Origin of the sequence: uncultured Actinomyces sp. (genome assembly GCF_963526355.1) — a bacterium.
In the GTDB taxonomy this organism is placed as follows: Bacteria; Actinomycetota; Actinomycetes; order Actinomycetales; family Actinomycetaceae; genus Actinomyces.
Map to the genome: position 1 here is coordinate 227,864 of NZ_CAUROW010000001.1, position 12,853 is coordinate 240,716.

General features: G+C 63.4%; 9 protein-coding genes and 4 tRNA genes. 9 read left to right on the forward strand and 4 right to left on the reverse strand.

Features of this window, described 5'->3' with window-relative positions:
- Position 1: 1 nt before the first annotated feature.
- The gene (locus RWR81_RS00955) at positions 2-610 is read right to left on the reverse strand and encodes a response regulator (RefSeq protein ID WP_314453046.1); all 609 of its coding nucleotides are present in this window, start codon (positions 608-610) and stop codon (positions 2-4) included.
- Between the two features lie 54 nt (positions 611-664).
- Here RWR81_RS00955 and RWR81_RS00960 point away from each other — a divergent pair.
- Positions 665-738, forward strand: a tRNA-Leu gene (locus RWR81_RS00960).
- Between the two features lie 32 nt (positions 739-770).
- Positions 771-855: transfer RNA gene (locus RWR81_RS00965), tRNA-Leu, on the forward strand.
- A 370-nt stretch (positions 856-1,225) separates the two neighbouring features.
- Here the strand turns inward: RWR81_RS00965 and RWR81_RS00970 are convergent.
- Positions 1,226-1,615 carry a hypothetical protein gene (locus RWR81_RS00970; protein WP_314453050.1) on the reverse strand — a complete coding sequence of 130 codons (390 nt, stop codon included), beginning with the start codon at positions 1,613-1,615 and terminating at the stop codon, positions 1,226-1,228.
- A 401-nt stretch (positions 1,616-2,016) separates the two neighbouring features.
- Between RWR81_RS00970 and RWR81_RS00975 the strand changes: the two genes are divergently transcribed.
- From RWR81_RS00975 to RWR81_RS00990, 4 genes are read left to right on the forward strand one after another with little or no spacing between them, the layout of a single operon-like run.
- Positions 2,017-3,003 carry an ABC transporter ATP-binding protein gene (locus RWR81_RS00975; protein ID WP_314453053.1) on the forward strand — a complete coding sequence of 329 codons (987 nt, stop codon included), beginning with the start codon at positions 2,017-2,019 and terminating at the stop codon, positions 3,001-3,003.
- Positions 3,000-3,776, forward strand: a complete 777-nt coding sequence (locus RWR81_RS00980) for a hypothetical protein (protein WP_314453056.1) — start codon at positions 3,000-3,002, stop codon at positions 3,774-3,776. Before RWR81_RS00975 ends, RWR81_RS00980 begins: the two co-directional genes overlap by 4 nt.
- Positions 3,777-3,784: 8 nt before the next feature.
- The gene (locus RWR81_RS00985; RefSeq protein WP_314453059.1) at positions 3,785-4,999 is read left to right on the forward strand and encodes a histidine kinase; all 1,215 of its coding nucleotides are present in this window, start codon (positions 3,785-3,787) and stop codon (positions 4,997-4,999) included.
- Complete coding sequence (locus tag RWR81_RS00990) at positions 4,996-5,610, forward strand: response regulator transcription factor (protein WP_314453062.1); 615 nt, start codon at positions 4,996-4,998, stop codon at positions 5,608-5,610. Before RWR81_RS00985 ends, RWR81_RS00990 begins: the two co-directional genes overlap by 4 nt.
- 168 nt (positions 5,611-5,778) lie before the next feature.
- Here RWR81_RS00990 and RWR81_RS00995 read toward each other — a convergent pair.
- Both RWR81_RS00995 and RWR81_RS01000 read right to left on the reverse strand, forming a co-directional pair.
- Positions 5,779-5,850 (reverse strand) — tRNA-Val (locus RWR81_RS00995).
- Position 5,851: 1 nt separating this feature from the next.
- Positions 5,852-5,924 (reverse strand) — tRNA-Gly (locus RWR81_RS01000).
- A gap of 207 nt (positions 5,925-6,131) precedes the next feature.
- Between RWR81_RS01000 and glgX the strand changes: the two genes are divergently transcribed.
- The 3 genes from glgX (at position 6,132) to treZ (ending at position 12,828) form a co-directional block, all read left to right on the forward strand.
- Positions 6,132-8,339, forward strand: coding sequence for a glycogen debranching protein GlgX (gene glgX / locus RWR81_RS01005; RefSeq protein WP_314453065.1), 2,208 nt, complete (start codon positions 6,132-6,134; stop codon positions 8,337-8,339).
- An 80-nt stretch (positions 8,340-8,419) separates the two neighbouring features.
- Entirely contained in the window at positions 8,420-11,044 is a 2,625-nt protein-coding gene (gene treY / locus RWR81_RS01010; protein ID WP_314453067.1) for a malto-oligosyltrehalose synthase, read from the forward strand.
- A 2-nt stretch (positions 11,045-11,046) separates the two neighbouring features.
- Entirely contained in the window at positions 11,047-12,828 is a 1,782-nt protein-coding gene (gene treZ, locus RWR81_RS01015) for a malto-oligosyltrehalose trehalohydrolase (protein ID WP_399497776.1), read from the forward strand.
- The last annotated feature ends 25 nt before the right edge of the window (positions 12,829-12,853 follow it).

Here is a 12,853-nt window from a genome sequence, read left to right on the forward strand (position 1 = left end):
GTCATTCCTTCTTGGCGGCACCGACCTGCTCGATGACGGCATCGGCCACCTCACGCATGGTCAGACGCCGATTCATGGAGGTCTTCTGCAGCCACCGAAACGCCTCCGGCTCGCTCAGTCCCATACGTTCCATGAGCAGTCCCTTGGCCCGGTCAACGCGCTTACGGGTCTCAAAACGTTCAGTGAGGTCAGAAATCTCACTCTCCAGAGAGAGAATCTCCTCATAGCGGGACATGGCGATCTCAAGCGCCGGAATGAGGTCCGCCGGGGTGAAGGGTTTAACCACGTAGGCCATGGCACCGGCAGCACTAGCCCGTTCCACGAGCTCTGTCTGCGAGAAGGCCGTCAGCATGACAACCGCGCAGTTGTGCTTCTCAAGAATCCGTTCCGCCGCCGTGATGCCGTCCGTCACCGGCATCTTGACATCGAGAACGCACAGGTCAGGGGCATGCTCGTCAGCTAGACGCACAGCCTCCTCACCGTCTGCGGCCTCGGCAACGATCTCGTACCCGGCATCGGTGAGGGTCTCGACGATATCGAGGCGGATGAGGGTCTCGTCCTCAGCGACAAGCACCCGGCGGGACCTGGTGGTGTTGGACTCATTGCTCACGGTTGTGATCCTAGTATGATCACGCTGGTGGCGCCCCCGCAGAGCGGGCGGCGTGCCTCCGTAGCCCAATTGGCAGAGGCATCCGACTCAAAATCGGAGTGTTGTGGGTTCGAGTCCCACCGGAGGTACTGGTGCCCGATACTCGACCATCGGGACCCTCGCCCCTGTGGTGGAATCGGTAGACACCGCGGCCTTAAAAGTCGCTGCCTACGGGCGTGCGGGTTCGAGTCCCGCCGGGGGCACCACAGCATCGCTATACAAACCCTCACCCTGAGAAACAGCTCCTGTGGCCGTCTCAGCCGAGGACAGTCGTCGCCCACCTCCCATCGAGGTGGGCAATTCTCGTAGAGCAGTGATACACGCCACAGCACGGAGTCTTGCGCTGGCCAGCTGGTCAAACGGCCGGTTGAGTCGTGCTTCCAGGCAGACATCGCTACTGATATCCGCCACACGGATAGGGCAGGGCACCTCATCAGCTCGACACATCGACTCACCGCCAGCATCGTCCGCCTCATGACCAGCACAGCTGCCCAGATCCTTCGTCAATGAATCCGGTGCACCGCCCGTCGCTCCTGCCTGACTCCCACCACTCGGCTGCCATCGCCCTACGGCCGTCTACCACTCATCACGACCACACCACCCACCAGACTCGTCACCAGCGCCCCTCGCACCATCGTCGTCCTCACCCCACAGGCCATCACCACCGGGCATAACGACCCGTCCCTCCTCATCCACCGCCGGATTGACGAGCACCCGCTCGAAGAACACCTGGTTCAGCTGCTTCCTCAAGTGATCCGGTGCCGCCATATACAGCCGGTAGCAGTCCTCCAGTAGATCCAGCGCCTGCTCCACATGCGCCCGCAGCAGCTTTGCATCCGCCTGGTAAGCATCGAACTGACGCTGAATCTCCGCCAACTCTCGGCCCAACCGATCCTGCTCCTCCTTGAGCGGCTCCAGCGGCACCGCTCCCGCATAGTGCGCCTGCAACACCCCTGCGCCGCTCATCCTCCAGACTCGTCCGCCGCACCGTCAACGACCAGACACTCCGATCCTTGATGCTCAATTAATAGCAACACGAAGGTATGAGGCTTATTCACAGGGCGAGGCAAGCGGTCCCTGACCTGGGCAAACACAAGCGGTCGTCGTGGCTGTGAATAACCCTCTATGAGCCCGAGGATTGCCGTGGTGGATACCGGGACGGTTTTCATCGGCCTTCTGATGCAGGCATGACGGACACATCAGATCTTGTCGTCGGCGTGGACGGACAGGTTCGCCGACCTCTTCTTCGGAGCGATCACCTCGACGTGCCGAGATAAAAAAGAGTGTCATTGAATAAATGACAGATGTCATCAGAACGATGACATCCGCAACTACCCGCCCAATCACCCATGATTCATACTGGCGCCATGGGTGCAGAACACGCCGTTGACACATATCCTGCATTAGTCGTCGATCAAGTCTGGTGCTCTTATGGCGATTTTATCGCTGTACGTGACACGAGTTTTACCATAGACCCAGGAACAATTCACGCACTACTGGGCACCAATGGAGCCGGAAAAACGACATTACTGGAGACGATAGAAGGCTTCCACGCACCAACGAAAGGACGCATCGAGATATTCGGCAGTGACCCTTTCAGACAGCGAGCTCTGATCAGCGCCCGCACTGGGACAATGCTGCAAGAGTCCGGACTGGTCGATGAGATGACTGTGGCTGGACAGCTCGACCTTTGGCGTGGGTTGAGTTTACGAGAGGATTCATGCGAGCGTGTGCTAGAACTCGTGGGACTGATGCACCGCCGAAAACTTCCAGTATCGGTTCTCTCCGGCGGCGAACGTCGTCGGCTGGACTTCGCAATGGCTATCTGGGGGAACCCTGAGCTGATCATTCTGGACGAGCCTACAACGGGATTGGATGCACAGTCTCGCAGAACGTTGTGGCGGATCACCCAGGACCTCGTGGCCAAAGGCGCTGCTGCGCTGCTTACGACCCATTACCTCGAAGAAGCCCAGAACCTAGCGGACACCGTCACGATCCTCAACCGCGGCACCGTCGTCCGCGAAGGCACGATGACTCAGGTTCTGGCATCAATTCCCGCAACGATCGACTTCACTGTCCATGCCGCGCCTAGAACAGCACGAACTCTGACCAATCGCGTGTCGGGATCAATGCATCAGGTAGAAGCCGATCCGAATGGGACAAAGACACGTATCACGATCCACACCATCGAATTGCAGAGCGACGTCGAGGAAGTCATCGACTGGGCGCATTGCCATGACCTCACCCTGGACGAACTGCAATCATCTCCTGCATCGCTGGAGAGAGTTCTTCTCGAAGCCGTGGAAGGGGACGAACAATTGGACAAAAACAGCCCCGAGGAGGCGTTCTCGTGAGCCCGACTGCGCAGACCAAGCCTATGCGAAGAAATGGAAGCCTGTGGCGGGCTCTGGTGGCGTCCGAGCTGCGGGTTTTCATGCGACAACCAATCATGATTGCACTGAGTGTGATTCTTCCAATCGCCTTGCTGGGACTCTCGGTGATAGGTGAACGGGCCGAGAGCAACTACGCATGGGCGCAAGTGTCCGGCCGTAACTCTGCCGCAGTCATGTGCATCACCGTGTACTTCGTCTCCCTGAACACGATCACCGCCAGAAGACACACCCTCGCCTTGAAAAGGCTGCGTACCTCAGCATTGCCCGATTTCGGGATCGTGTCCGGGCTACTGGTGCCTCCATTGCTCGTAGGGCTCTTACAGCTCGCGACGGTTTGGGGCGGCATGATCTGGTACGGACTCCCAGACATACCTGTCCCGGCCTCGCCATTGCTGGTCATCATTGCTGGAGTAGCAGGGGTGTTCGTCGCGGCTCTCGCCGGAGTGGTCACTGCCGCAGTGACCCCCAATCCGGAGAAGGTGCAGTGGACCATGATGCCACTGTTCGTCAGCACGATGGGCGCGGTGTCGATCCTGCCGGTTCTCCTCGACCCCACCGAGAACCTCATGCTGCGAGCCGTGCCGCTCGTCGCAAACGCCGACATGATCATAAGCGGATGGGCGCCCAGTGCTCATGCTGGCCGGATCCTCGCTGACGCTGCGATCATTGTGACATGGCTGCTGATACTCGGAGTACTCTCGAGGCGGACGTTCCGGTGGGAACGACGTCGGTAGGATCGTCGGTGGTCCCCTTCTCCCGATCGTCTTCCTTTTTCGGGATCGGCGTCTACATAGATTCGACACATGTGACGTTAGTCATCACCGCCACCGTCGTTGCCCCTGTTCTTTCTTATTTCGATGCGGGTCCACCCCTGCGAGCAGCTATCAGGATCGTGGCGGTGGCTCTGGTGGGAGGGCTCGGTGCGGGCGCGCTACTGGCCGAACGTCGACCTGATCACCGATTCTCCAATTGGTGGCGTCGTCCGTTGGTGAACGGCAGCTGGACCATCGCATTGGTTCTAGCCTCGGTGGTGCTCACGACTGCTGACCCGATACCGGCCCAAGGCATCACCCCGACCATAGCGCCACTGGCTCTGGCGTTTCGGGCGGCCGTCGCTGGGTCGTTGTCGTTCTGGATCGCCTCGTCCCGAGTCGCAGTAACAGCGCTCATCTGCTTTTTCGGCTCACGCCTTCTGCTCAGTCTCACCGGTCTGGAACCGAACGAACCGGCGTTGACGATTGCAATCGCATCCACCATTGCGTTTGCAGTACTCGGTCAGGACATGGTGTACGCACTCGCGCTCGAAGTCGACGATCTGCGCGCCACCGAAGCGCAACGAGCCGTCACTCAAGAGCGGCAACGCTTCGCCGGTGACCTGCACGATATTCAAGGACAGAATCTTCAGTTACTCGCAGCAGAGGCACAAATCGTACAGCGGCTGATCACCGCCGAACGCTACGAGGAAGCTGGTGAACGTGCTGCCAGGGTCAGGCAGATAGCGGCTGCTGCGGTCGATGAGATGCATGGCATCGTGTATGCCTACCGAAAAGTCGATATCAACGACGAGATCATGAACGCCATTCGTGTGCTCGAAGCGGCAGGCATCAGCATGGATACCAAGATAGACCTGCCCCCTAACCTCACTGACACAACGGTTCGGTTACTTGGCTTAACCATCCGCGAAGGCGTCACCAACGTGCTCCGCCACACACAGGCTCGCAGTTGCCGCCTCACAGTACATCAGGAGCCTGGCGACAATCGCATCGGTGTCCTACTCCCGCTCGAGGACTCCGGTCCAGTTGCACCCCGGACGATCCAGCGGGGATCGGGAATCTTCGAACTGGGACGTCGCTACATGCAGGTAGGAGGTCGACTCTCGTTGACAACAACTGAGACAGAGGGAAGCCGCCTGGAGGGATGGCTCCCCGTAGCCGGCGAAGGAATATCGAATCAATGAGCCAGAACATCCGGATCGTGCTCGCCGATGACGAGACCCTTTTCGGCGAAGCCATCACCACGCTGCTCGATCTCGAGCCCGGCATCACGGTCGCGGCAACCGCCGCCGACGGGAAGGAAGCCGTCCGTATCGTCTCCTGCGAATGTCCCGACGTGGCGATCCTCGACCTGGAGATGCCGCATCTCGACGGCATCGAGGCGGCCACCGTGATCCGAGCCCAGGCACCCCGCACTCGCATCGTGCTACTGACACGGCATGCCAGACCCGCCGTGCTCCGTCGTGCGCTCAAGGCGGGCGTTGCGGGATTCGTCACCAAGACCACCTCGGTCATCGAACTTCCACACATCCTAAGAACCATTCATGCCGGGGGCCGCTACATCGACAGCGACGTCGCCGACTCCGCGCTCATGGAGAGCAACTGCCCACTCACCGAGCGCGAGATCGAGGTACTCCGCGAGGCCCTCGACGGCGCGACGATCCGCACCATCTCCGAACGCACGCACCTCGCCCAGGGCACCGTTCGCAACTACACCTCCTCGGCCATGTCTAAGCTCGGAGCCGACACCCGCGTCGCCGCCGCCCGCATCGCCTGGCGCGAAGGATGGATTTAGAGGCCGCGTTCTCACAGGCGGGGTGCGGGTGCCCGGCGGCGCGCCAGCCGCTCGGGAAAAGCGCTCGTCCTCACTCGGGTCACCGTGCCCCAGCATCGCCATCGCCCCGGCACAGGAAACAGGAGAGGGCCCGGAACGCATGCTCCGAGACCCTACCGACTTTCCCGGTGGGCGATACTGGGATCGAACCAGTGACCTCTTCCGTGTCAGGGAAGCGCGCTCCCGCTGCGCCAATCGCCCGAGCGGATGACGGGACTCGAACCCGCGACCCTCACCTTGGCAAGGTGATGCTCTACCAACTGAGCCACATCCGCGTGACACCCTATCCGGGTGCGGGAAGAAAGTTAGCAGAGGCATCCTCCAGAGGCAAAACCGTCCAGCCAGCGATAACCCATGAGGTGTCTCACGCTCGAAGGATCGTGTCTCGGATCCTGGGAGGATCCGGCAGGCAACGGGTCAACGTGACATGTCTTTCTCCCACACTCCTGTCTTCACACCGCAGTCGTGGCAGGGTTGTCCCTATGACCACGCCGACGACACCGTTGCCTCAGGCCACTCAGGAATCCCAGGACGCTCCGAAGCGCCAGATCTGGCCCGGTCACCCCTACCCACTCGGGGCGACCTACGACGGCTCAGGAACGAACTTCGCTCTCTACTCCTCGGCCGCCACCGGTGTCGACCTGTGTCTGTTCGATGACGACGGTCACGAGGAACGGGTCGTGCTCAAGGAAGTCGACGGCGATGTCTGGCACGCCTATCTTCCCGGGATCTCGCCGGGACAGAAGTACGGCTACCGAGTGGCCGGCCCCTACGAGCCGACCTCAGGTCATCGCTGCGACCCCTCCAAATTGCTGCTGGATCCCTACGCCAAGGCGATCTCCGGCGAGGTGACGCCCTCCCAAACCCTGTACTCCTACTCCTTCGACAACCCGGAGGTGCGCAACGAGGAGGACTCAGCGGAACACACCATGCGATCGGTGGTCATCAACCCCTACTTCGATTGGGGCCACGACCGCCCCCCGGGGCACGAGTACCACGAGACGATCATCTACGAAGCCCATGTCAAGGGCATGACTCAGTTGCACCCGCTGGTTCCCGAGAACCTCCGGGGCACCTATGCCGGTCTGTCCCAGCCCGCCGTCATCGAGCACCTCAAGAGCCTGGGCGTCACGGCCATCGAGCTCATGCCGGTCCACCAGTTCGTCAATGACACCCACCTGCAGGAGAAGGGGCTGTCCAACTACTGGGGATACAACACGATCGGCTTCTTCGCCCCGCACAACACCTATGCCGCCTACGGCACCGAGGGCCAGCAGGTCCAGGAGTTCAAGTCCATGGTCAAGGCCTTCCACGAGGAGGGCATCGAGGTCATCCTGGACGTGGTCTACAACCACACGGCGGAGGGCAACCACCTGGGTCCCACTCTGTCCTTCCGCGGTATCGACAACAGCTCCTACTACCGGCTCGTCGACGGCTCGCCCGCCCACTACTTCGACACCACCGGCACAGGCAACTCACTGCTCATGCGCTCGCCGGCTGTCCTCCAGCTCATCATGGACTCACTACGGTACTGGGTCACCGAGATGCACGTGGACGGATTCCGCTTCGACCTGGCCTCCACCCTGGCCCGACAGTTCCACGAGGTCGACAAGCTCAGCGCCTTCTTCGACATCATCCATCAGGACCCGGTGCTCTCACAGGTCAAGCTCATTGCCGAGCCCTGGGACGTGGGCGACGGCGGCTACAACGTAGGCGGATTCCCGGCCCTGTGGAGCGAGTGGAACGGTAAGTACCGCGACACCGTGCGCGATTTCTGGCGCGGGGAGCCCTCAACGCTGGGCGAGTTCGCCTCTCGCATCACCGGCTCCTCCGATCTCTACCAGCACGCCGGTCGCACACCGGTGGCCAGCATCAACTTCGTCACGGCCCACGACGGCTTCACCATGCACGACCTGGTCTCCTACAACGAGAAGCACAACGAGGCCAATCTCGAGGGCAACGCCGATGGTGCAAACAACAACCGCTCCTGGAACTGCGGTGCCGAGGGACCCACCGAGGACCCAACGATCACCGAACTGCGTCACCGCCAGACTCGTAACTTTCTGGCGACCATCCTGTTCAGTCAGGGCGTGCCCATGATCTGTCATGGCGACGAGCTGGGGCGAACCCAGGGAGGCAACAACAACGCCTATTGCCAGGACAACGAGATCTCCTGGATCAACTGGGACCTCGATGAGCAGGACAACGACCTGCTCGAGTTCACCCGCACCATGATGTGGCTGCGTCGGGACCACCCGGTGCTGCGGCGTCGACGCTTCTTCACCGGGGACGCCGGGCACGGCGGTGAGAGCGAGCTCGGTGAGATCGAGTGGCTCACGCCCGCCGGTGAGTCGATGACTGACCAGGACTGGACCACCTGGTATGCCCGCGCCATGATGGTCTTTCTCAACGGCGAGGCCATCGCTGAACCAGATGAGCGGGGCCAGAGGGTCGTGGACAACTCCTTCCTCGTACTCATCAATGCCTCCGACGAGGACATCACCTTCACCCTCCCAGGTGAGGGCTACTCCCCCACCTGGAAGGTCGCCCTGGACACGGCTCCTGCAGTGGACGGCGATTCCGACCCGGTGCTGGCTGCGGACGAGACCGTCGTGGTCGAGGCCCGCTCGATGCTCTTCCTCATGGACGCGCCCGAGTCCGACGCCACAACGGAGAGGCACCAGCGGTAGAAACCGGAACGACACGCAAACGGATACCACCTGACAACGGCGCACCGCCCGACGTACACCAGACGAGCTCAGGAAGTCACATGACCGACGCAGTGGATTCAGCAGATAAGGCCGCCTCAGCGGACTCAGCAGAGGCCCCCGCCTACGCCCCCTGGTCAGGACACGTACCGGCGCCCGAGCACCGCACGCCAGTGACCACCTACCGCCTCCAGCTGGGAGCAGACCTCACCTTCGCCAACGCCAAGGCTCTGGTTCCCTACCTGGCCGACCTCGGGGTCACCGACCTCTACCTCTCCCCGGTACTGACGGCCGCGCCGGGCTCTACCCACGGCTACGACGTCGTCGACCACCGCCGGATCTCCGCCGTCATGGGCGGACGCGACCAGTTGGAGTCCCTGTCCGCCGAGGCCCGGACTCATGGAATGGGCATCATGGTGGACATCGTCCCCAACCATATGGCGGTCCCGACCCCTGGCTGGCACAACCTGCCCCTGTGGTCGGTACTGCGCGAGGGCCCGGACTCCCCCTACGCCGCCTGGTTCGACCTCTCCCTGGACGAGCCCATCCTCATGCCGATCCTGGGCAAGCGCATCGGTGCCGTCCTGGCCGATGAGGAGCTCACCCTGGAGCAGATGGTGGTTCCGGGGCAGGAGGACCTGGGTGAGCAGTGGGTACTGCGCTACTACGACCATGCCTTCCCCATTGCTCAGGGCACCGAGTCGCTGCCCATGCATGTGCTGGTTGAGCGCCAGCACTACCGTCTGGCCTACTGGAAGGTCGGCGACGAGGAGATCAACTACCGGCGGTTCTTCGACGTCGGCACCCTGGCCGCGATCCGGGTCGAGAACCCCGACGTCTTCGCCGGCAGCCACGCCCTCATCCTGGAGCTCATGCAGGATGACATTATCAGTGCTCTGCGCGTGGACCACCCCGATGGCCTGGCCGACCCCGGCGGCTACCTCACCCAGCTGGTCGACGCCACCGGTGGGGCGTGGATCGCAGCAGAGAAGATCCTGGCCCCCAACGAGTCCCTGCCCACCTCCTGGCCGGTGGCCGGTACCACCGGCTACGACGCGGCCTGGAGAATCGACCAGCTTCAGGTGGATCCCGCGGGCGCAGCCCGGCTGGGGGCACTCATGCAGGAACTCGCCGGGGACGCGCCGGTCGACTACAACCGCGTCGTCGAGGAGGCCAAGCGCGAAGTCATCACCGGGTCACTGGCCGCGGAGGTCGACCTCCTGGCCCGAATCCTGGACTCCCTGACCTCCCAGGACGTTCGCCTACGCGATCACACGCTGCGCGACCTGCGGGCCTGCGTCATCGAGCTGCTCGTGGCCGCTGAACAGTACCGGGTCTACGTCGTACCGGGCACGCCTCCCGGCCCGGAGACGGCCGCCGTCCTGCACACCGACGCCGAGCGCGCTCGTCAGCGCCTAGAGCCGGATCAGAGCGAGACTCTCGACCTCGTGGTCGCTATCCTCCTGGGAGAGCCGGTCGGGTCCGAGGGCCTGTCGGAGTCCCCGGAGCGCGCTGAGGCCATCATCCGCTTCCAGCAGGTGTGCGGGGCCGTCACCGCCAAGGGCGTGGAGGACACGGCCTTCTACCGCTGGACACACCTGACCAGTCTCACTGAGGTCGGCGGCAACCCGGCCGGCTTCGCACTGAGCGCCGACGAGGCCCATGCCTGGGCCGATCGGCTCCAGAACACGTGGCCCGACACAATGATCACCTCCACCACCCACGACACCAAGCGTGGTGAAGACGTACGTGCGCGTCTGGACGTCCTGGCCTCCTACGCCGATGAGTGGAGCGACCTCGTCCATCGTCTGCGCGCCATGACCGCCCAGGCCCGCCCTCTGGACCTCGATGGGCGCAGCGAGAACTTGTTGTGGCAGACCCTGTGGGGCACCTGGGCGCCCGATGGTGACGATCCGATGACCCCTGAACGTCTAGGTGCCTACCTCGTCAAGGCCTCCCGGGAGCAGAAGATCTGGACCACATGGACCGCCCCGGACCTGGACCGCGAGCAAGCCCTGACCGACTATGCGACCCACCTGCTCACTAACGAAGAGGTCGCCCACGAACTGGAGGACTTCGCGGCTCTGACGGCGAGGACCGTACGCACGGTCATTCTTGCCAACAAGGCACTAGCCCTGACCTGGCTGGGCGTCAGTGATATCTACCAGGGCAGTGAGACCACCCGTACCTCCCTGGTGGATCCCGATAATCGCCGACCGGTCGATTACAGCGTGCTCACCAACACCCTGGAACGTCTCGACTCAGGTGCGACCCCGCGCAACCTCGACGAGGACAAGCTCTTCCTCACTTCTCGTCTGGCGCGGCTGCGCGCCTCACGTCCCAACACCTTCGTCGGTCCGCGCTCCGGCTACCGGACGATTCCAGTGACCACATCCTTCGCCTTCGCCTACACCCGGCTGCTCGATGAGGTTCCAGACGTTGTCGTCATCATCAGGCGCTTGTCCAGAAGGCTCGAGCAGCTGGGTGGGTGGCGCGAGGAAAGCGTCGTCCTCCCGGAAGGAACCTGGGAGGACGTCCTGCACGGCAGCACCGTGGAAGGCGGCCACCAGCCCCTGGCCGAGGTGGTGGGAGACGCTCCAGTCGTCGTCCTGGCCAAGATCCCCACGAAAGCGACCACATGTAACCCTTCTCAACCTGATCAGTCCTCAGAGGGGGCTGCTCCGTGAATCTGACGCCTCAGCCCTGGACCTCTCCAGCCCTCCCTGTCGGACCACGGGTACCGGTATGGGCGCCGTCGGCCCACAACGTGGAGCTCCACCTGCTGAACGATGACCGGCTGGTCGACATGACCCCGGCCCCGGGCGGCTGGTGGACCGCTCCCTTCGACCTGGAACCGGACACCGACTACGCCTTCCGCGTGGACGGCTCCCCGGACCGTCCCGACCCACGCAGCGCCCTGCAGCCCCACGGTGTTCACGGCCCCTCGCGCACCGTGGACCCTGCCGCCTGGCGGTGGACCGACCAGGGCTGGGCGGGAAAGGACGTGCTCGGCTCGGTCATCTACGAGCTCCACGTGGGCACCTTCACTCCTGAGGGCACTCTGGATGCCGCCATCACCCGTCTGGGCCACCTGGCCGATCTGGGTGTCGACATTGTTGAACTCATGCCGCTGGCGGCCTTCCCCGGCAAGGCCGGCTGGGGCTACGACGGGGTGGGCCTGTGGGCCATCCACGAAGCCTACGGCGGCCCCGACGCCCTGGCACGATTCGTCGACGCCGCCCACAACGCCGGCATCGGTGTCTGCCTCGACGTCGTCTACAACCACCTGGGCCCATCGGGCAACTACCTCAGCGTCTTCGGACCCTACTTCACCCCGGCCCACCACACCCCCTGGGGCGAGGCCGTCAACTATGACCATGACGGCAGCCATCAGGTGCGCGCCTTCGTCATCGACTCAGCCCTGCGCTGGCTGCGGGACTTCCACATCGACGCCCTGCGTCTGGACGCCATCCACGAGATCAAGGACGACGCCGCAGCCGCCGCCCCGCCTCAGACGCATGTTCTGGCCGAGCTTTCGGACGCCGTGGCCGCCTTGTCCGCCGAGCTCGGCCGCCCTCTGAGCCTGGTGGCCGAGGCCGACCTCAACGACGTCGGGGTCATCACCCCCACCGGCGAGGAGCCGCCGGCCGAGTCCCCGAGCCTGGGCATGACCGCCCAGTGGGCCGACGATGTCCACCACGCCCTGCACGCCCGACTCACCGGGGAGGATCAGGGCTACTACAGCGACTTCGCCAAGGCCGGCGCCTGGGCCAAGGCCTATGGTCGGGCCTTCCTCCACAACGGCTCCTGGTCCACCTTCCGGGATCGGATTTGGGGAGCGCCCGTGCCCGAGGACACCGATCCCCGACGGTTCGTGGTCTTCGGCTCCAACCACGACCAGGTCGGCAACCGCGCAGTCGGAGACCGCCCCTCGGCCGGCCTCGACGACGCCGCCCTGGCGGCCACCGCTGCCCTGGTGCTCCTGTCGCCCTACACGCCGATGCTCTTCATGGGCGAGGAGTGGGGAACGCGCGCTCCGTTCCAGTTCTTCACCGACCATGAGGAGGCCGACCTCGCCCGTAGCGTCAGTGAGGGGCGTGTACGGGAGTTCGCCGACTTCGGCTGGAACGCCGACAAGATCCCCGATCCTCAGGCGTCCAGCACCGTTGAGGCCTCGCGCCTGCGTTGGTCCGAGCTGGACGACCCGGAGCACGCTCGCGTACTGGAATGGTACCGGGCGCTGATCGCTCTACGTCGGGAGTTGGCATGGTCCCGACGCACCGCCTGGCCACAGGTCGACGAAACCAACGACATGCTCACAGTGATCTACGAGGACGTCGTCGTCGCTGCCAATCTCTCCGGCGAGGAGCGCCCCGCTCCCGCACTGACGACAGTACTCCTGTCCTGGGAACCAGTTGACAACGCACAGGCACCCCTGGGGCCCGGACAGACGCTCGTCGCCCGGCTCTGACGGCACTGGTGGAAAGCTCCTCAGG